General features: G+C 45.1%; 18 protein-coding genes. 4 read left to right on the top strand and 14 right to left on the bottom strand.

Annotated features, from left to right (window positions below; translation table 11 throughout):
- Window positions 1-2: 2 nt before the first annotated feature.
- Together cysL and pta are read right to left on the bottom strand one after the other, a co-directional pair.
- Window positions 3-902 carry a cysJI operon transcriptional regulator CysL gene (cysL, locus tag H7F27_RS02030; protein WP_024123240.1) on the bottom strand — a complete coding sequence of 300 codons (900 nt, stop codon included), beginning with the start codon at window positions 900-902 and terminating at the stop codon, window positions 3-5.
- A gap of 129 nt (window positions 903-1,031) precedes the next feature.
- Complete coding sequence (gene pta / locus H7F27_RS02025; protein WP_024123241.1) at window positions 1,032-2,003, bottom strand: phosphate acetyltransferase; 972 nt, start codon at window positions 2,001-2,003, stop codon at window positions 1,032-1,034.
- Window positions 2,004-2,272: 269 nt separating this feature from the next.
- On the opposite strand from pta, the gene hemQ reads away from it, so the two are divergent.
- Complete coding sequence (gene hemQ, locus H7F27_RS02020; RefSeq protein ID WP_003235942.1) at window positions 2,273-3,037, top strand: hydrogen peroxide-dependent heme synthase; 765 nt, start codon at window positions 2,273-2,275, stop codon at window positions 3,035-3,037.
- 132 nt (window positions 3,038-3,169) lie between these two features.
- Window positions 3,170-3,949, top strand: a complete 780-nt coding sequence (bacG, locus tag H7F27_RS02015) for an NADPH-dependent reductase BacG (RefSeq protein WP_185848492.1) — start codon at window positions 3,170-3,172, stop codon at window positions 3,947-3,949.
- Window positions 3,950-3,963: 14 nt separating this feature from the next.
- On the opposite strand, the gene H7F27_RS02010 is transcribed toward bacG, so the two are convergent.
- The 7 genes from H7F27_RS02010 to H7F27_RS01980 form a co-directional block, all read right to left on the bottom strand.
- Window positions 3,964-5,163, bottom strand: a complete 1,200-nt coding sequence (locus H7F27_RS02010) for a transaminase BacF (RefSeq protein ID WP_185848491.1) — start codon at window positions 5,161-5,163, stop codon at window positions 3,964-3,966.
- A 12-nt stretch (window positions 5,164-5,175) separates the two neighbouring features.
- Window positions 5,176-6,357 carry a bacilysin exporter BacE gene (gene bacE, locus H7F27_RS02005; protein ID WP_024123244.1) on the bottom strand — a complete coding sequence of 394 codons (1,182 nt, stop codon included), beginning with the start codon at window positions 6,355-6,357 and terminating at the stop codon, window positions 5,176-5,178.
- Window positions 6,354-7,772 (bottom strand): alanine--anticapsin ligase, encoded by a 1,419-nt coding sequence (locus H7F27_RS02000; RefSeq protein ID WP_024123245.1) that lies wholly within the window; start codon window positions 7,770-7,772, stop codon window positions 6,354-6,356. Before H7F27_RS02000 ends, bacE begins: the two co-directional genes overlap by 4 nt.
- Window positions 7,773-7,794: 22 nt before the next feature.
- Window positions 7,795-8,556: a dihydroanticapsin 7-dehydrogenase gene (gene bacC / locus H7F27_RS01995; protein ID WP_024123246.1), complete on the bottom strand. Its 762-nt coding sequence runs from the start codon at window positions 8,554-8,556 to the stop codon at window positions 7,795-7,797.
- Complete coding sequence (locus tag H7F27_RS01990) at window positions 8,553-9,266, bottom strand: 3-((4R)-4-hydroxycyclohexa-1,5-dien-1-yl)-2-oxopropanoate isomerase (RefSeq protein WP_024123247.1); 714 nt, start codon at window positions 9,264-9,266, stop codon at window positions 8,553-8,555. The genes bacC and H7F27_RS01990 overlap by 4 nt, the downstream gene beginning before the upstream one ends.
- On the bottom strand, window positions 9,256-9,870 hold the full coding sequence (locus tag H7F27_RS01985; protein WP_101859788.1) for a prephenate decarboxylase: 615 nt from the start codon (window positions 9,868-9,870) through the stop codon (window positions 9,256-9,258). The genes H7F27_RS01990 and H7F27_RS01985 overlap by 11 nt, the downstream gene beginning before the upstream one ends.
- 150 nt (window positions 9,871-10,020) lie before the next feature.
- Window positions 10,021-11,259, bottom strand: coding sequence for an MFS transporter (locus tag H7F27_RS01980; RefSeq protein WP_024123249.1), 1,239 nt, complete (start codon window positions 11,257-11,259; stop codon window positions 10,021-10,023).
- A gap of 212 nt (window positions 11,260-11,471) precedes the next feature.
- On the opposite strand from H7F27_RS01980, the gene H7F27_RS21110 reads away from it, so the two are divergent.
- Window positions 11,472-11,627 (top strand): hypothetical protein, encoded by a 156-nt coding sequence (locus tag H7F27_RS21110; RefSeq protein ID WP_024123250.1) that lies wholly within the window; start codon window positions 11,472-11,474, stop codon window positions 11,625-11,627.
- Window positions 11,628-11,662: 35 nt separating this feature from the next.
- The gene (locus H7F27_RS21105) at window positions 11,663-11,857 is read left to right on the top strand and encodes a hypothetical protein (RefSeq protein ID WP_024123251.1); all 195 of its coding nucleotides are present in this window, start codon (window positions 11,663-11,665) and stop codon (window positions 11,855-11,857) included.
- Between the two features lie 80 nt (window positions 11,858-11,937).
- Here the strand turns inward: H7F27_RS21105 and H7F27_RS01970 are convergent, their stop codons facing one another.
- The 5 genes from H7F27_RS01970 to bslB all read right to left on the bottom strand — a co-directional run bounded on the left by H7F27_RS01970 (window position 11,938) and on the right by bslB (window position 18,821).
- Window positions 11,938-13,350 (bottom strand): amino acid permease, encoded by a 1,413-nt coding sequence (locus H7F27_RS01970; RefSeq protein WP_024123252.1) that lies wholly within the window; start codon window positions 13,348-13,350, stop codon window positions 11,938-11,940.
- Window positions 13,350-15,050, bottom strand: coding sequence for a M20 family metallopeptidase (locus tag H7F27_RS01965; protein WP_095712764.1), 1,701 nt, complete (start codon window positions 15,048-15,050; stop codon window positions 13,350-13,352). The genes H7F27_RS01970 and H7F27_RS01965 overlap by 1 nt, the downstream gene beginning before the upstream one ends.
- A gap of 71 nt (window positions 15,051-15,121) precedes the next feature.
- Window positions 15,122-16,669 carry an L-glutamate gamma-semialdehyde dehydrogenase gene (gene pruA, locus H7F27_RS01960; protein WP_185848490.1) on the bottom strand — a complete coding sequence of 516 codons (1,548 nt, stop codon included), beginning with the start codon at window positions 16,667-16,669 and terminating at the stop codon, window positions 15,122-15,124.
- 230 nt (window positions 16,670-16,899) lie between these two features.
- Entirely contained in the window at window positions 16,900-18,174 is a 1,275-nt protein-coding gene (gene rocG, locus H7F27_RS01955) for a glutamate dehydrogenase (protein ID WP_185848489.1), read from the bottom strand.
- 182 nt (window positions 18,175-18,356) lie between these two features.
- On the bottom strand, window positions 18,357-18,821 hold the full coding sequence (gene bslB / locus H7F27_RS01950) for a biofilm surface layer hydrophobin BslB (RefSeq protein WP_024123256.1): 465 nt from the start codon (window positions 18,819-18,821) through the stop codon (window positions 18,357-18,359).
- Between the last annotated feature and the right edge of the window lie 86 nt (window positions 18,822-18,907).

Raw genomic sequence — 18,907 nt, 5'->3', positions numbered from 1 at the left:
TATCATTTCACCCGTGATGATTGAAAATTGCTTTTCAGCATCGTAATGAAAATTTCTTTATTTTTTGTATTCTCCATGAGAGGAGAATGAATGTAAGACAGCTTGCGTTTTAATGAGAAATCTTTAATGTGGAGAATTGAAATGTCACGGTGGATCAAATCCTTATGCAGCACGCTTCTTGATAAGACCGATAAACCCATGCCGCTGATCACCGCTTCTTTTACACCTTGATTGCTGCTGATGGTGAACATCGACTTCGGCCGCAGTCCGTTCGTGCTGAGCACATGATCGAGATATTCCCTTGTGCCGGAGCCTTTTTCCCTTGTCACCCACGCTTCATTTTGCAAATCGCTGATTGAAATGTCTCTTTTTCCGGCAAGCGGATGCTGGTTTGGCGCTGCGATGCACATTTCATCCTCCATAAACGGTTCAATGTCCAGTTCATTCTCGTCCGTATGTCCTTCAATCAGCCCGATATCAGCCTGAAGCATTCGGACACGTTCGCTTACCTCCTTTGTATTGCCAATCATGACGTCCAGATTCAGCTCAGGATACAGCTTTTGCAGCTGGGCAAGAAGCGGCGGAAGAATATACTCTCCGATTGTAAAACTGGCGGCTATTTTCAATTCACCTTTTACATAATGATGGTGCGCGTAAATTTCAGCCTTGGCCTGCTCGTAGAGAAATACCATTTGCTTTGCCCTTTGATACAAAATGTCCCCTGTCGGTGTTGTCGTAAAATGCTTCGGCGACCGATTCAGCAGAGCCGTTTGAAATTCTTTTTCAAGATTTTTAATATGCAGACTGACGCTGGGCTGGGAAATCATCAGCTTTTCTGCTGCTTTTGTGAAGTTTTTTTCTTCCACCACCGCGATAAAGGTTTTCAGCACGTCGTAATACAAAGGCCCCACCCCTGTCATGAATAAGATTTATAATGATAATCAGTTTTCTTTATTTTACTCATATCATCTGTCCTGGTAAAGAAGGCGCAAAAAAAGCAGCCCTCTGCGAGAGAGCTGCCATCGCTTTTCTTACAGTGCTTGTGCCGCTGTAATTAATGCAAGATTGTAAACATCTTCAGCGTTACAACCTCTTGAAAGATCGTTAACAGGCATATTTAAGCCTTGCAGGATTGGTCCTACAGCTTCAAAGTTGCCTAAACGCTGAGCAATTTTGTAGCCGATGTTTCCTGCTTCCAAGCTTGGGAATACGAATACGTTCGCGTCTCCTTTGATCTCGGAATCCGGCGCTTTTTTCTCAGCTACAGATGGAACGAATGCAGCGTCAAATTGGAATTCGCCGTCAAGCGTTAATTCAGGCGCTTTTTCTTTCGCGATTTTCACAGCATCCGCTACTTTTTCTGTTTCATCAGATTTTGCTGAGCCTTTTGTAGAGAAGCTGAGCATTGCTACGCGAGGATCAATGTCGAACATTTTTGCCGTATTGGCGCTTTCGATTGCGATTTCTGCAAGATCTTGGCTGTCAGGTGCAATGTTGATCGCACAATCTGCGAATACGTACTGCTCATCGCCGCGTGCCATGATAAAGACGCCTGAAGTCTTTTTCACGCCTTCTTTTGTTTTGATGATTTGAAGAGCCGGACGGACAGTGTCGGCAGTTGAATGAGCCGCTCCGCTCACAAGACCCGCTGCAAGGCCTTTGTACACAAGCATTGTGCCGAAGTAGTTCTCGTCTAAGAGCGCTTTTCGAGCCTGTTCTTCTGTTGCTTTGCCTTTGCGGCGTTCCACGAATGCCTGTACAAGATCTTCCATGCCTTCATATGTATGAGGATCATAAATATCAACGCCGTCAAGCGTCACATTCAGTTCTTTTGCTTTTGCTTGGATCTCATTTTCATTGCCGATCACAATTGGATTCAGCACTTTATTGTCTGCAAGCTTGCTGACCGCAACTAAAATACGTTCGTCCAAGCCTTCAGGAAATACAATTTTAACGCCTTTTCCAGCTACTTTTTCTTGCACTGTTGAAAATAAATCTGCCACAATAAACCCTCCTCAAAAAGTTACAAAAACGCTTTCTTTTACTAGCATACTCTTCTTCCAGTCAAATTCAAACAGCCAACTTTTATTATAGCGCTTTCATCAAAAAATCTTATTTTTCTAACTAATTTAAGCAACTGATTCTTTCCTTATATGTTCTCTTATTTTTGAGGAGATATACGAATCGGATGTTCAAGGTTTCTCCACAGTAGAATCGGATAAACTATGATATAGTGAAGGCATTAACGAAAAGATAATAGGAGTGAAGATAAATGAGTGAACAGCAAATGACAAATGAAGCGGCAAAAACGCTGGACGGCTGGTATGCGCTTCATGATTTCCGCACAATGGACTGGACTTCCTGGAAGCTGCTGTCAAGTGATGAGCGCCAGTCTATCATTCATGAATTTACAGGATTGCTTGAAAAATGGGGAGTCGCCCAAAAAGAAGGGAAAGGCTCACAAACCCTTTACAGCATCGTTGGCCAAAAAGCTGATTTTATGCTGATGATTCTTCGCCCTACAATGGAAGAATTAAATGAAATTGAGCTCGAATTCAACAAATCAAGACTTGCTGAGTTCACCATTCCGGCTTACTCCTACGTGTCAGTTGTTGAACTGAGCAACTATTTGGCGAGCGGCGACGGCGACCCGTATGAAAATCCGCATGTACGTGCGCGCCTTTACCCTGAACTGCCGGAATCAAAATATGTATGCTTCTATCCAATGGATAAAAGAAGATCCGGCAATGACAACTGGTACATGCTTTCTATGGAAGAACGAAGAAACTTGATGAGAAGCCACGGCTTAATCGGACGCAGCTATGCTGGCAAAGTGAAACAGATCATCACAGGTTCAGTCGGCTTTGACGATTACGAATGGGGCGTTACGCTGTTCAGTGATGATGTGCTTCAATTCAAAAAGCTTGTATATGAAATGCGTTTTGACGAAGTCAGCGCGCGCTACGGCGAATTTGGCTCGTTCTTTGTGGGCAACCGCCTTTCGCTTGATACACTTCCTCAATTTCTATATGTATAATTTCTCCTCCCGCCGCAGCTGGCGGGAGTTTTTCGATTCCTCTTTGTCAGAATTTAAATAAAATTTGCTATTTTATCCGTTTTTTCTTACGATGGAGATAATAATCCAATTTTTTCAAAGGGGTGCAGTTATTTGTCAAAACGAACCGCATTTATTATGGGAGCCAGTCAAGGGATCGGAAAAGCAATTGCTCTGAAATTAGCAGACCAGCATTTTACCGTTGTCATCAATTCGCGAGTCTTGGACAATATTGAATCTGTCAAAGAAGACATTTTGGCCAAGCATCCTGAAGCGAGTGTCATTGTCCTTGCGGGTGATATGTCTGACCAGCAAACGAGAGAGGAGATTTTTAAAGAAATTGAATCTCAATGCGGACGGCTTGATGTTCTGATTAATAATATCCCGGGCGGCGCGCCTGACACATTTGATAACTGTCATATAGAGGATATGACGGCCACGTTCACACAGAAAACCGTTGCCTATATTGACGCTATCAAGCGTGCCGCCTCTCTGATGAAACAAAACGAGTTTGGCAGAATCATCAACATTGTCGGAAATCTGTGGAAAGAACCCGGCGCCAATATGTTTACAAACAGCATGATGAATGCCGCTTTAATTAACGCCAGTAAAAATATTTCCATTCAGCTTGCTCCTCACAATATTACTGTCAACTGCCTGAATCCTGGTTTTATCGCTACAGACCGTTACCATCAATTTGTGAAGAATGTGATGGAAAAGAACAGCATATCCAAACAAGAAGCCGTAGAACAGATTGCTTCTGGCATCCCGATGAAACGGGTCGGATCAGCCGAAGAAACCGCAGCGCTCGCCGCGTTTCTCGCTTCCGAGGAAGCCTCCTATATCACCGGGCAGCAAATTTCTGCTGACGGCGGCAGCATGAAAAGCATATAAAAAAATCCCGCTTTTTAGCGGGATACTTCTTCTAATGAGGCAAACGGCAGGTTCAGCTTTTGAATCCGCATGACAAATTCCCGCAGATCCTCCTGCTTCGATACCATTGATATTCTGACATGACGTTTTCCGTTGCTGCCGAAAATCTCGCCCGGCGTTACGACAACATGGGCCTGCTCCAGCAGGTAGTCAGAGAATTGATGAGAAGACTCAAACATTTTTGGAATTTCAGCCCATACATAAAATGTTCCTTTTGGTTTTTCTATCTCCCAGCCCAGTTCTTTTTCACATAGCTCCGTAAAAAAGTCAATCCGTTCCGCATAGATGCGTTTCAAGCGATCTGTTTGTTCCGGATCTCCTGACAGCGCCGCACTGGCCGCCTGCTGCAGTCCGCCGAACATGCCGACAAAGACGTGATCCTGAAATTCATTGACCGCTTGAATGATCTTTTCATTCCCGACGGCAAACGCCATTCTCCAGCCGGCCATGTTAAATGTTTTTGAAAACGAATAAAGCTCCGCGCCCACAGTTTTTGAGTCCTCCGCCTGCAGGAAGCTGGCCGGTTTTTTATCAAACTCAAATGCGCCGTACGCAAAGTCATGGATCAAATGAATCTGGTGCTCTTTTGCAAATGCGGCCGCTTTCGCATAAAAAGCCGCATCCGCCACAGCTCCCGTCGGGTTATTCGGATAGTTCAAAAACATCAGCTTCGCTTTTTGTAACACAGCGGGATCTATTTTCTCAAAGTCAGGCAGATAGCCGTTTTCTGCGTGCAGCGGCATTTCGTGCAGCTCTGCTCTTGCCATTGTAATACCCGAAAGATATTCAGGATAGCCCGGGTTCGGTACCAAAGCGATATCTCCCGGATTGAGCAGGCATTGTGTCAAAACATACAATCCTGCTTTTCCCCCGCCAAAGAGCGCCACTTCTGTTTCAGGATTGATTGTCACTCCGTATTCTCTTTTATAGAAAGCGGCAATCGCTTCCTTCAGAAAGGGATAGCCTCTGAATGGCCCATACCCGTGGAAAGAAGGGTTCACAGCCGCCTCCTGCAATGCCTGCACGATATGCGGCGGAGTAGGAAGGTCAGGGTTCCCCTGTCCAAGATTAATGACTTGCGCCCCCGTTTTTTCCATTTCTTTTACCTTTTGAAAAACGAGAGAAAATTCTTGCCTTGGAAGTGTCTTGATGACGTCGGACGGTGTTATTTCCATCTGAAAGACTCCTTATAAGTGAATTTGCTCAGTTTTTTTATCCCGTTCCAAAAAAGACTTGTTCACCAGCTTCGTATGCAAAAACAAACCGCTTACCATGATAACAATCAGCCCCATGATGACAGGAGCCTCTAACACGTTGATAAGCATGGAACCAATCGAAATGCACAAGCCAATGGACGCTTCAGCCACCGAAAAAATACGCCCTTGAATCTGGTTCGCCGCGTTTTCCTGAACTTTAACCTTTGCAAGCACTTCCCCATATTCCATGGCGATGAAAAAGAGAATGGCAGCAATGACAGATACAGCAAAAATGGGCGTGAATAAAAACAGCGCCAGCGAGACGATTGATAAAATGGTAAAGTACATCAAGCCTTTATTGTTGTTAAAGCCCCACTTGCTGACAAGCGCAGCTCCGATGAAACCGCCGAAGCCGATGCAGAAGGTAAGGATAAAGTTGCCGATCTCCCCGTCACCCAAAAAGCGGCTGACAATCGGAAAATAGCTGTACACGATCCCCCAAAGCATTGCCATCGTAATCATCGTAAACATGGCGTTTAACACGAATGAATTGGTTTTGATTTCCTTCAGCCCTTCTTTAAAAGACTGAAAGGCTTCTTTTATATTTTCAGACTGAATCGGGACAAATTGCAGCTTAATTCGCCTGATAAAAAACGCTGAAACCAGGTATGTCACACCGTTAAAGGCAACAGCCATCTCTACAGACCCGGCTAACAGGAATAACCCTCCGGCGGCCGCCCCGACAATGATAGAAATGGTCGTGGCTTTAGCGAATAAGGTATTGATATTTTTAATATCTGATTCCAGAGAAGACATGACCGCGAGACGCGCCGGATTAAAAAATACGCCGCTCCCGTAAGAGACAAACAGCAGGGCCAGAAAAACCAGCGGATACTCGCCTTTTGGGAGAAAGGTGAGCCCCAAAAAGATGATGCCCCTGATGACATCCGTCCACAGCATAATTTTAATTCTGTCCAATCGGTCAACGAGCACCCCTAAAAACGGCTGAAACACCATCGGAATGCTTCTGACCGCAATGACTCCTGACGTCACCCAATAATCGTGATAATATGTAGACAAAATGAGCAGGGCCGGGAGAACACAATAGTCTCCCATAAACGAAAGCGCCTGCCCGTAAAGCAAGTATTTAGAATTTGGCTTTAACTGTTTCATACCGGCAGCACATACTTCGCAGTAAGCTTTGCATGCTGCTGGATGTGTTTAATTGAATCGGCTACATCCTGGGAATTGCTTCCTTTCAGTTCAAATGCGGCAATGGAATTGAAGGCTTCAAAAAGGCGCAAATCAACAGACGTACCTGGTGCCGCAGCCGAGAAAGAAACAAGTTCCGTATCTCCTTTCAGCAGCCCATCCGGAATGTTGATGGATTCAATGATCATATCCTCCGCCGCTTCAGGAAGCTGCCCGTTTTGTTTGAAATGCTCCGGGTACAAATGACAGTCGGCGATATAGCAAGGTTCTTGCTCCAGCAATCCATCCGGAAGATCGGCGTCTTTTCCGAAACAGAGAACATCCAGCAATAATTGCGCCATGTCGACGCCGAAGACCTTTTTAATATTCGGAATCATATTCCATCCGGCGAACCTGGCCGCAGACTCTATTAAACCGGCTTCTCTATTTTTCATTAACTTGATTTCTGTATGTGTCGCGCAGTTTTCCAGCCCAAGCCCTTCATTTGCTTTTTTGGCCGCTTCAATAATGATCTTTTTCGCTTCATCATCCAAGATGGACGGCGTGATATGCGAGGTTTCCGTAAATCCGATTTGCGGTGTTTTGTCATGAATCGCGACTGGAACATATTCTCCGTCCGCCATGATCCCTTCTATGCTGATATAGTCGGAGTATCCCTCGGTTTGATACCAGTCCGGGTATTCTCCCTGTAAAAATTCCTCCGCAATAAACGGGGCTTCAAACGTAACCGCCTTCGGCACATTAATGGATTTCAGGTAGTCATTCACTCTGTTAAACTCGGCTTCTGCTGTTTTGGTGTCCGTAATCAGCGTCACGCCGATTGAACTCGCCAAGTATGTGGGTTTTAAGATGAGCGGCGTGCCGATCTCTTTCAGCGCGGAGCGGAAATCTTCAAGGGTTGTGACCCGTTTGTTTTTGATTGTTTTGACCCCGGCTTTATTAAACGCTGCCCTCATTTTATTTTTATCTCTGGCATTTTCGGCAGCTTGTACACCCGCTCCTCTTAAGCCGAGACGTTTACAGGCTTTCGCCATCGGAGCGATGAATAATTCATTGTTTGTTGTGATGGCTTCCGCTCCAAACATTTCGGCAACCTTGACGATTTGCTCGACTACCTCTTCTTCGGGTTTGTCATGATCCTCATGCGCCCAGTAAATGGAATCGGGATGCTCGAAATCTGTGATACTCTGAAAATAATCTTTATCCTTTATGACCGCGACCGAGTATTTTTCAATAAGTGCCGCATGGGAAGCTGTAATGGCAAATGGTCTCGGAATAAAGCTGACCAGGTTATATTTTTCAGCAGCGCTTTGATAAAACATATGCGGCGGGCAGCCTCCAAGATCAGCGATAACCAAAACTGTTTTTCTCTCCATATGTAAAACACTCCTTCTCTCTCTATTGTGCGGTATATCCTCCGTCTGCGGTGATGGCGCTTCCGGTCATGTAGCTTGATAAATCAGAGGCTAAAAACAGCATAACGTTTGCTATTTCTTCAGGTTTTCCGAGTTTTAGCATCGGATTCACCTTCGCCTTTTCTTTCTTGATTTCTTCAAGTGTGCCTTCATTATTTTCCATAAAGGATTTCTCATTTAACGGCGTATCAATAATCCCCGGACATACACAATTAACGCGGATTTGATGTTTGGCGTAATCAACAGCCATTGACCTTGTCAGCTGCAACACGCCGCCTTTGCTGGCGTTATATGCCGGGATATCAGGCCATGCCACGACTCCGCCGACAGAGCACGTATTAATGATATTGCCCTTGCCGGCAGCCAGCATATGCTTGAGTGCGTGCTTGCTCATTAAAAACATGCCCGTCAGATTGACTTGGAGCACCTTATTCCAATCGCTCAGCTCCATCTCATGAATAGGCGCCACGATTTCGATCCCCGCATTATTAATTAAAATATCTAATCCTCCGAATGTATTGATTGCCGATTGAACAGCGTGCTGGCAGGCAGCTTCGTCTGTTATATCTGTTTGCACAAAGTGCAGCCGGTCATTATTTTCTTGCCGGACCATTACTTCTCCCTGTGCTGCATCAATATCCGCCACAACCACATTTGCCTGCTGGTTCAAAAAAGCTTGAACCGCGGCATAGCCGATGCCTGATGCGCCTCCTGTTATGAGGACGGTTTTATCGATGAGGTTCATGATGATTCATCCGCCTTTATCTTTTTCGTTTTTGCTCTGTTGTAGCGCGGCGGAAAGAAGATGTTAATAGATTGAGATTCTTTTTCAGAACGGTTGATGGCACCGTGGTCTTCACGAGGTTCACAGAAATAGGCGGTGCCGAATGTCATATCTACTGTGCAGCCTTCAACGGTCATATCATATCCGCCGCCGATGCAGATGCCGATTTGTTCATTGCGATGTTTATGGAAAGGCATTTCGCCGCCGTTTCCAGGAATCTTGGCCAGCATAATTTCTATCCAATCCTCAACAAAAAATGTGACTTCCATGCCAGGCAATAAATCTCTCGTTTTGAAAATATTCAAAAAGTAGTCTTCAGGACTTGTATACGTTTCATCAGCTTTATACCTTTTAATATCAATGGCAATGACTTCTTGGTCTGTTTCATTTCTTGCTCCGTGAGGCACATGCGGCGGCGCGATATATGCCGATTCCAAGGCTGTCATTTTTTTTGTGACGTCTCCGACAGTCATGGACAGCTCGCCTGAAACGACCATGCCGATTTGGACTTCCTTGTGCTGATGCGGTTCAACGTTCGTATGCGGCGGAACGTAAGACATTAGCACTTCAGTATCGCCGCGGACGGTGGAATACTGTCTCACTCCGTTCTCCCACTCTATTAATTTTGGTGTCGGGAAATAAATCTCCTTCACATCTTGTTCAGTTTTCATAATCAACGTCTCCTTTTCCGAATAATGACCAGCTCATAGGAATGCTTTTAAATGTCTTAACAAATTTGAGCCCGTATTTTTGTCTTGCCAGTTCATTGGTTAAAGCAATGTCAGAAAGACCTTCTTTTACTTTTTTTGCCGCGGCGCTGGTTGAGTTGACCAGCTCGAACCTGACGTCTTTGCGGGTAAAATATTTAATTAAATTGATAGGTGATGGGTGTGAAACAATAATAGATGTGTCAAGCATGTCGTCGCTGTATGTGAAATCAGGACGAACAGCCAGGCCGTACATCGGTGTATCGCACCTGAAGATTTGCAAAAGCTGCAAATCCGGCCTCATGTAGAAATGTTTAATGCCGTCATAAGCATGTGGAACGATGGTGTATTCCAGCGGGCTTTGAAGAGTCCTTTCGATGCATGATTCAAATGTATCATGCAAAGATAATTTACTGTTTAGCCCTTGGAGAAGAGTAAAATTAGAGATGAAATGTTTTGCTGCGTACTCACTGCTTGTCCCTTCTGGGCCGAGCGTGTTGACTGTAATCAGTTTTGATATTGAATAAGCTTTGTTTTTTGTCTGAATGCTATTATCCAATATAATCATGAGCACCAACCAATCTTTTAAATTTTAAGTAAATTTTATCCAGCGAAAATCGAACTGTCAACATTTTTTGAAAATACTGATAATTATTCCCATACAAACAGAAAAACCCTTAAGAAAGGGTTTTTTGTTATAGGAATTTAGAAACTTTGTTTATTGGGATAAGGAATGATCTGCTTTCTGCTCATGCTTTCCGTACTTTTTATATGCGAATACACTGAGCACAAAACCGAGCACTGTAATGATGGCGCAAATCATTCCGACAGCTGCATACCCGTATCCCACATATACAGGTCCCATCAAAGCAGAACCTAATGTCACAGCCAAATTTGAGGCAAGGCTGTAAAACGCCATAATTTTCCCGCGATGACGCTCTGAGCAATCACTCAAAATGGTGCTGAGCAGCGTCACCGTCAAGCTTTGCATTAACCCCCAGATGAATAGACTGATGATTAGCAGAGGCATTGATGCGGGCGCATACGCGATACAAGCCAGCAGAACGCTGATGACCGCCAGCGCAATGATCAGAGAGCGCATTTTTCCAATGCGGTCGGCAATCTTACCTGTAAAGACACTCATGGAAAACCCGATGCCATAAATCATAATAAATAAGCCGGCAGCCGTATTGCCTCCGGTAAAAACGTCCTGTAGGTAAGAGCCTAAAAACGAATACATACCGTAAAAACCAATCATATTGCACAAAGTGATTATGATATAAACGGGAACACGCGGCACTTTAAGCGCGTCTCGAAATGTCCCCGCCGGCTCATCTTTTTCCTCCTGGACGGTGCTTTTATTATCGTTATGGCGGCGCATTTCAAATAGGACGAGCAAAACAACAAGTGCACCCATCAAGGCGAAAATCCAGAATGTCCATCTCCAATGTAAGACGCCGCCTATAAATGATCCGATCGGCACACCGAAAATCAGTGCAAGCGACCAGCTTGAGACGATCAGACCCATCACTTTCCCCCGATATGTATACGGAACACGATCCCCGACAACTGCGTAAGCGGTCGGGACAAACGCACCTGCCGCCAACCCTGAAAGCGCACGGCCTAAAAAGAAGAAAAAAATATTTTGCGCCAAAGCGCATATCACGGTTCCTATAATAAAGATCACGAGTCCCAGCATTAAACTCAGTTCTCTCGAGTATTTATCCCCTAAAGGCACCAGCAGCGGGGCACCGATAAAGATCATGATCCCATATATACTGATAGATAGCGCAAGCACGCTGACATCTGAGTTGAAGGCATCTGCTAAATCAGGCAGCAGCGGTGAAATGACAAGCTCTTCAGATCCAGCCGCAAATACGCCCATTGTTAAAGCCAGCGCAAGAAATAGCGGAAAATGATGTTTTGATTTGATGTGATTGTTTTGTTTACTGTTCATTCTCCCTTAACACCTCTTCCGGAATCTTAAAATAAAGTTGAATTATAGTTTAGCATCCTTTATTTGCAATTTACAATTCGAACGAAAATAATTTTCTTTTTATTATTTTCATTCAAATACGAATAAGGGATTTCTTGTTTCAAATTTAAAATAAAATAAAAACATATCCTGGGATATGCTATAGTAATGCATTTGTTAAGGCGGGTCAGGTGATGAATCAAGGTTATTCAACAGTTAGCCCGATTTCGGGAGGATTCATCCTTCAATTTACTGACTGGTCAACTTTGCTTATCGTGCTGGCAGGGACCGGGTGTCTTATTTTTGTCACGGTTCTGACCGCATTGCCTGAATCACTGCCTGAAAGCTGATCACATGTCGGCACTTGCTTGGCGACCGGGCGTTTATGGGTTTTGCTTTCAGCCAGGCCTATATCGGGACCGGCATGTTTGCGTATATTTCCGGTTCGCCGTTTATCCTGCAAAACATATACGATGTGTCGGCTCAGATGTTCAGCATGCCGTTTGCCATCAACGGCGCTCGCCGGTGTAGCCGGGGAAGAAAACGCGCGGCCGATGGCGTTGAGTATATTCGGCTTTGATGTGCTCGCGATATTGTCCTATGTGTTTCTTGTCAGACGTAACGCGTAAAAAAGCTCTCCGGTCTCCCGGAGAGCTTCTTCTATTGCGCTTCTGTTTGCTCTTTTTTCAGCGGTTCATTTTGTAAGCGTTTCTTGATGCTCAGATGATAGTACGCATAGCAGAAAATAATGATTGGTACACCGCAGTACAAGCCGATTCTTTGATCTGGGATGAATATAAGGCTTATCAATACGCATCCGTATAATACAAACCCAAGAATCGGCACCAACGGATAAAGAGGGGTTCTGAATTCCAGGTCGTTCACGTTTCCGCCTTCAGCGAGGAACCGCCTGCGAAAGAAAAATTGCGAGGCGCAAATGGACATCCACGCGACAACTGTCACCATACCTGAGATTGATATGCACCATAAATACACGGTTTCTGCAGCCATGACGCTAGTCAGCAGCGAACAGCCGGAAATCCCAATCGTAATCAGCAGGGCATTGATCGGCACCCCTTTTTTGGTCAGTCTCGTTAAAAGAACCGGGCCCATTTTGTTTGTTGAAAGCGACCACATCATACGCGAGGCTGCATATAAACCAGAATTGGCAACAGATAAAATGGCCGTTAATATGACAAAGTTCATCATATCAGCCGCAAATGGGATGCCGATTTGATCAAGTACAGCTACAAACGGACTCTCAATCACCCCAGCCGTTTCATACGGAAGAATGGCAACCAAAACGAACATAGCCAGCACAAAGAAAAACAGTGTTCGCCAGATGACATTTCGAATGGACTTTGGCAATGTCTTTTCCGGACTTTCACTCTCCCCTGCCGCAATTCCGACCAGCTCCGTCCCCTGAAATGAGAAATTGACCATAACCAGCGTAAACATAACAGCCAGCACGCCATTTGGAAACAGTCCTTTATCAGTCATGAAATGAGATAGAAAAGGCGTTTCCTGACCGCCTTTAAAATCAATCAAGCCAAACACGGCGCACCCGCCGATCACGATAAATAATATGATCGCTGTCACTTTGATGCTCGAAAACCAAAATTCCATTTCCGCAAAGCTTCGGACAGACAGCGCATTAATCAAAAAGATGATGACACCGAAAACGAGACACCATATCCAGATCGGCACGGAGGGCAGCCATCTTTGCATCAAAATGCCCGCTGACGTTAGCTCCAAGCCGACTGTATTCGCCCAGCTGAACCAATACAGCCAGCCGATCATAAAACCTGTCGACGGCCCCAAAAACTTTGTGGCGTAGGCTTGAAACGATCCGGCCACCGGCATGGCGACAGCCAGCTCCCCTAAACAAAGCATGACCAGATACATTAAAAATCCGCCAATCATATAGGCGACAATGGCTCCGAGAGGACCCGCCTGGCTGATCGTAAAGCCGGAACCTAAAAACAGACCGGTGCCGATGACGCCGCCCAAGGCAATCATAAACAAATGCCGGCTTTTCATACTGCGCTGCAATTCATTTTTATGATCCTGCATCATCCTTCTCCCTTCGGCTCTTTTGTGCTGATATTCATCCGATAGCTTTGCAAAAGGTGAACAGTGGTCTGCTGTATCAGATCAGGCAATACATGAAATGTGTACGGCTTGTATACTCTTTCAGTCCATTTATGTCCGTCTTTTCCGTATACACCCATGTTAATGGAAGGAATGTTCAGTTTCCGTATATCTTTAAACGGAATGGTTCCAATCATCTCCCACCCCGGGAAGTTTCTGATAAAGGAATCAATTTCGTCATCGGTTTCATGCAGCGATAAAAAGCTGCCGTCTGCCAAGTAAGGGAAAAACTTTTTGAAAACAAAGGTTTCGCCTGTCGTTTCGGCGGTTTTGTCCACCGCTTCTTTGATCACATGCTGCAATAGCTGGTCTCTTGTGCTTTCTTCTTTTAAATAGTTATGCGGTAAATAAGGAGGAGCATAAAACAGAATGACTTTTGCGCCCTGATCGGGATCAAGCTTTTGGAGTTCTTCAATTGCATGAAAACATCTCATGCGCAGTTCAAGGTGCTCATTGGCTTTGAATGCTTGCTCTATACACTGCTCAGGATCGACGCCGCGGCTTCTTAGCTTTTCCATGTATTGATCCAAACTGAAGACTTGAATATCCCAAGACAAATGTCTCTTCGGAAGATTTGTTCGCTTCAGATATTCTTCATAATACTCTGATAATTTTCGTTCTGTGTCCCGGCACGCTTTCTCAGCGACTTGGGTAAGCTGGTCCATGACTTCCTTTGCTGTTTTTTCATAGATAAAATAATTGAAATACAAATAGCTGCTGACGGCGGTTTGGACGTTATAGGATTCTTTGTTATCACGCTGGTACAAGCAGGATGGGGGCAGAACTAATTCGCCTTCAATCTTTTCTGCTAAATGAATATTGTTGTGGATGCGTCTTGTGATTTCAGAAGAAATGAGATTTGGATCGATGCCAGCAAGCGTGTCTCCGACATGCACTTCCCGGCCGGATATATAAAAGCAAGGCAGCAGCTTTCCCGCGGCTCCGGTATAGATATATCTGGTTGAATCACCATCGTACAGCGGCGTAATAAAATCGGTATTAATGGCAGCCAGATACTGAATCTGTTTCTCCTTTTTTAATCGGTTCAGCTCAGAAATACTGGCGAGAATACCGGCATGCTGACTTTCTTCATCCGGGTTTGCCATAAATAATAGATTTCCCGGCAATGCTTTGGGGTTCTCTGAAAAGTGCAGGAGATTGGACAAATGCACCGCGATGCCGCTTTGCATGTCGACAGAGCCTCTGCCGAACATCCACTCACCCGACTTGGCGTCCCGCTGAACGTCTTCATCAAAGTCATAGTTGGAGAAATACTCAGCCAATTTTCCAGAATCAAAAGCGATATCCTTAAGCGGGCCGAAATCTTCAATTCCCACCGTATCCAAGTGGGCGTGATAAATGACAGTATTCCGGCTTTCCCCGCTGCCTTCCACAAACGCAAAAATATTTTTCCGGTTGTACGGGTCATTAGGAATAGCCTGTTCCCATACATGGCAAGGATGTTCCTGAAAGTAAGGATAGCTCATGATGACTTCTTTGATAAAATCTGCTTTCGTCCCTTCGCCGATGGTGCCGTTTACACTGCTGAGGCTGACCAAAGACTTTGTCAGTGTCTCAACCCGTTCTGCCGGCGGCATGTGACTGATTTTTGTATAGAGCATACATCATCCCCCTCATCCAAACATGTAAATAGTGCGATCTAAAAACAATCGCACTATTTCGGTTTTCTCAATTAATACGCTTCGGACGTTGTTTTCGCCTGCATATGAAGAATTAAATAATCCGGACCTCCTGCTTTTGAGTCTGTTCCGGACATATTAAACCCGCCGAATGGCTGATAGCCGACAATAGCTCCGGTACAGCCTCTGTTAAAGTATAAGTTTCCGACATGAAAATCCTCGCGAGCCCGTTCAATGTGTGCACGGTTGTTCGTCAGCAGAGCGCCTGTCAGTCCGTATTCTGTGTTATTTGCAATCTCAAGCATATGATCGAAATCACGCGCTTTGCAGATGGCAGCAACCGGACCGAAGATTTCTTCCTGCATGAGACGCGCATGTTCATCAACATCTGCAAAGATCGTCGGCTGAATAAAGTAGCCTTTTGAATCATCGCCTTCTCCGCCGGCCAAAAGCTTGCCTTCAGACTTGCCGATTTCAATATAGCTCATGACTTTATTGTAGGAAGCTTCATGAATCACAGGCCCCATATACGTATCAGGATCTTCCGGACTTCCGACTGTCAGCGTTTTGGTCAGCGCAACTGCTTTTTCTACGACTTCATCATAGACATCCTGATGAATCACTGCACGGGAACCCGCTGAACATTTTTGCCCTGAGTACCCGAATGCGGAGTAAACAATAGAAGAGGCAGCAAGATCCAAATCAGCATCTTTGTCGACAAGCACTGTGTCTTTCCCGCCCATTTCAGCAATCACGCGTTTCAGCCATTTTTGGCCCGGCTGCACTTTTGCGGCACGCTCGTAAATCCGGCAGCCGATCGCACGGGAACCTGTAAATGATACAAATCTTGTTTTAGGGTGTTCTACTAAGAAATCACCAATTTCCGCTCCGTCTCCCGGAATGTAATTGAGAACGCCGTTTGGCAAACCCGCTTCCTCCATCACCTCGACAAATTTAGCAGCCACTACTGGCGCAGCATCTGCCGGCTTCAACAGGATCGTATTCCCCGTGACAATCGCAGCCGCAGCAGTCCCTGCCATAATGGCGAGCGGGAAATTAAATGGCGAAATGACAATGCCGACGCCAAGCGCTTTATAATGATATTGATTGTACTCGCCTGCCCGGCTCTTTACCGGAGCCCCGTCCTTCAGTTTTAAGCTTTGGCGCGCGTAGTATTCTAAAAAGTCTATTGCTTCCGCTGTGTCAGCATCTGCTTCCTTCCACGGTTTTCCCGCTTCCTTTACAAGATAGCTTGAAAATTCATGCTTTCTTCTGCGCAAAATAGCCGCAGCTTTAAAAAAGATATTCGCACGGTGCTCCGGTCTTTGTTTTTTCCACGATTCAAATGCCTGTAACGCCGATTGCATCGCTTTTTCAGCAAGCTCTTGATTAGCCGCTGAGGCGTAGCCGATCACCTCTTCCTTATTGGCCGGATTAATCGAAACAATTTTACGATCCGTTTCGATCTTTTCTCCATTAATGACAAGCGGATAATGCTTGCCGAGCTGAGTATTTACAAAGGCCAGTGATTCTTGAAAGGCTGTTTTATTCTTTGCTTCCTTAAAATCAGTGAATGGTTCGTGCGCATATGAAACGGTCATATGTAATCCCCCTCATTATGTAATATGTCTTCATACGAATATAAAAGCAAGATTCGTACCAATATTTCGTCTTTTCACAAAAAAACTTGCAGAATCGCAGAGAACTTTGTCAGAAATCTAAACATTTTCCCTTTTATGAGTATAAAGTGCAAAATCACTTTGCGATTTTTATGTCGTTCGCAAACAAAAACGCAAAATATTTTTGCAGGAGAAAGGGGGGATTATCCCCCCTAAACACATCCGCGGAATTGAGACGCCTCTGCAGATTTTCTGATGCCCGTCATGTAAGCCGCCAAGCGCATATCAACTTTGTGTGCGGCCGCGGTCTGATAAATCGTTTCAAATGAATTGACCATCACGTTTCTCAGCTTTTCAGCAACCTCTTCTTCTGCCCAATAATATCCTTGGTTGTTTTGAACCCATTCAAAGTAAGAAACCGTTACGCCGCCGGCACTCGCCAGTATATCCGGCACCAGGAGTACGCCTTTTTCATTCAAAATCTTTGTCGCGTCGATTGTCGTCGGCCCGTTAGCCGCTTCGACCACAATTGAGGCCTTAATGTTATGGGCGTTTTTGGCTGTGATTTGATTTGAAATAGCCGCCGGCACTAAAATATCGCATTCTTGTTCGAGCAGCTCTTCATTTGTGATGACATCTGTAAATAAATTGGTGACCATTCCGAAACTGTCCCGCTTATCGAGCAAATAAGGAATATCGAGGCCATCCGGGTTGTACAGACCGCCGTGGGCATCCGAAATACCGATAACCTTGGCGCCGGCATCATGCATAAATTTAGCCAGAAAACTGCCGGCGTTCCCAAAGCCCTGTATGATGATGCGCGCGTTTTGCAGCTTGATTCCTTTTTTCTTAACCGCTTCTTCTATACAAATGGTTACGCCTTGAGCGGTTGCTGTTTCCCGGCCCTGTGAGCCGCCTAAAACGAGCGGTTTTCCTGTGATAAAACCCGGGGAATCGAATTCCCGAAGCCGGCTGTATTCGTCCATCATCCACGCCATAATTTGCGAATTGGTGTATACATCGGGAGCGGGAATATCCTTTGTCGGGCCGACTAACTGGCTGATGGCGCGGACATACCCCCGGCTCAGCCGTTCCAATTCTCCAAACGACATTGTCCGCGGATCACAAATAATGCCGCCCTTTCCGCCGCCGTACGGCAAATTCGTGATCCCGCATTTGAGCGTCATCCAAATCGATAACGCCTTCACTTCCTCTTCATTCACCTCGGGATGAAAACGCACGCCCCCTTTTGTGGGGCCGACCGCGTCATTGTGCTGTGAACGATAGCCTGTAAACACTTTCACACTGCCGTTATCCATTTTCACCGGAATTCGTACAGTGAGCATTCTCATCGGTTCTTTCATTAATTCATACATTCCGCTCGGATAGCCCAATTTCCGCAGGGCTTCCTTTATGATCGCTTGCGTAGACAGAAATAAATTGAGAGCTTCTTTTTCTTCATCCTTTGTGATTTGTTTTTCTGACATGTTTTTTCACCTCATCATATTTTTATCTCCAGAAAAATGTAAGCGCTTTTAAAAAACTGTAATAGATCAATTCCTTTCTTGATTGGGTTCACCCTTATCTACATGCAAGATTCGTACCAGTTTTTTAACCATACAAAAAAAGAGGCTGATATCACACCAGCCCCTGATCATTTCTATTGATATTAACGAGGGTCGATAACCAGCTGTGTTTCAGCATAAAAACTGCCGATTCCCAGACCGTTTACCACATCGCCTTTAATCGTGTATGTGCCTGCACGCGGAAGCGTTTTGCGCACCATGACGAGATCGAATTCAGACGCCCCTAACAAATCAAGAGTAAGCGGCAGCCTGACCGTTTTTCCATCGTTTAAAATCTGTGTTTCTTTCAGTGTTCTTCCATTCACAGAATCTCTTGTTGTCGCGTGGAATCCGTCAGGAAATTGAAACTCGACTGCTCCCAGAGAAAGCACTGCGTTTGGTTTATAAGTCACTTCAATATCTGAAGTCGTCCATTCTTTTGTACTGTTTACGGTTTTTGCCTCAATTGATGCAGACTGTGCATGCGCTTGGCCTGAAGGAAGCAAGATTGATAGCAGGACAGCTGAACTGATGAAAAATGAAGATACGAATGAATTTCTTTTTAACATGACATTTCCTCCTCAAATCACGGTTGGAATTTGGCCAGAGCGTCCTCTGCAGAAAAAGCGTTTTACCGTAACTCGCGAATTACCAT

It is taken from the genome of Bacillus sp. PAMC26543 (genome assembly GCF_014250375.1).
Classification (GTDB): domain Bacteria; phylum Bacillota; class Bacilli; order Bacillales; family Bacillaceae; genus Bacillus; species Bacillus halotolerans.
Note: the sequence above shows the minus strand (reverse complement) of the source record. Positions and strands in the feature narration are given on the sequence as shown.

Excerpts from the sequence above, each read along its gene's own strand:
- hemQ (WP_003235942.1), top strand. The coding sequence starts at position 2,273 with ATGAGTGAACAGCAAATGACAAATGAAGCGGCAAAAACGCTGGACGGC.
- H7F27_RS02010 (WP_185848491.1), bottom strand. The coding sequence starts at position 5,163 with ATGGAAATAACACCGTCCGACGTCATCAAGACACTTCCAAGGCAAGAA.
- bacE (WP_024123244.1), bottom strand. The coding sequence starts at position 6,357 with ATGAAACAGTTAAAGCCAAATTCTAAATACTTGCTTTACGGGCAGGCG.
- H7F27_RS02000 (WP_024123245.1), bottom strand. The coding sequence starts at position 7,772 with ATGGAGAGAAAAACAGTTTTGGTTATCGCTGATCTTGGAGGCTGCCCG.
- bacC (WP_024123246.1), bottom strand. The coding sequence starts at position 8,556 with ATGAACCTCATCGATAAAACCGTCCTCATAACAGGAGGCGCATCAGGC.
- H7F27_RS01990 (WP_024123247.1), bottom strand. The coding sequence starts at position 9,266 with ATGAAAACTGAACAAGATGTGAAGGAGATTTATTTCCCGACACCAAAA.
- H7F27_RS01985 (WP_101859788.1), bottom strand. The coding sequence starts at position 9,870 with ATGATTATATTGGATAATAGCATTCAGACAAAAAACAAAGCTTATTCA.
- H7F27_RS01980 (WP_024123249.1), bottom strand. The coding sequence starts at position 11,259 with ATGAACAGTAAACAAAACAATCACATCAAATCAAAACATCATTTTCCG.
- H7F27_RS21110 (WP_024123250.1), top strand. The coding sequence starts at position 11,472 with ATGAATCAAGGTTATTCAACAGTTAGCCCGATTTCGGGAGGATTCATC.
- H7F27_RS21105 (WP_024123251.1), top strand. The coding sequence starts at position 11,663 with ATGGGTTTTGCTTTCAGCCAGGCCTATATCGGGACCGGCATGTTTGCG.
- H7F27_RS01970 (WP_024123252.1), bottom strand. The coding sequence starts at position 13,350 with ATGCAGGATCATAAAAATGAATTGCAGCGCAGTATGAAAAGCCGGCAT.
- H7F27_RS01965 (WP_095712764.1), bottom strand. The coding sequence starts at position 15,050 with ATGCTCTATACAAAAATCAGTCACATGCCGCCGGCAGAACGGGTTGAG.
- pruA (WP_185848490.1), bottom strand. The coding sequence starts at position 16,669 with ATGACCGTTTCATATGCGCACGAACCATTCACTGATTTTAAGGAAGCA.
- rocG (WP_185848489.1), bottom strand. The coding sequence starts at position 18,174 with ATGTCAGAAAAACAAATCACAAAGGATGAAGAAAAAGAAGCTCTCAAT.
- bslB (WP_024123256.1), bottom strand. The coding sequence starts at position 18,821 with ATGTTAAAAAGAAATTCATTCGTATCTTCATTTTTCATCAGTTCAGCT.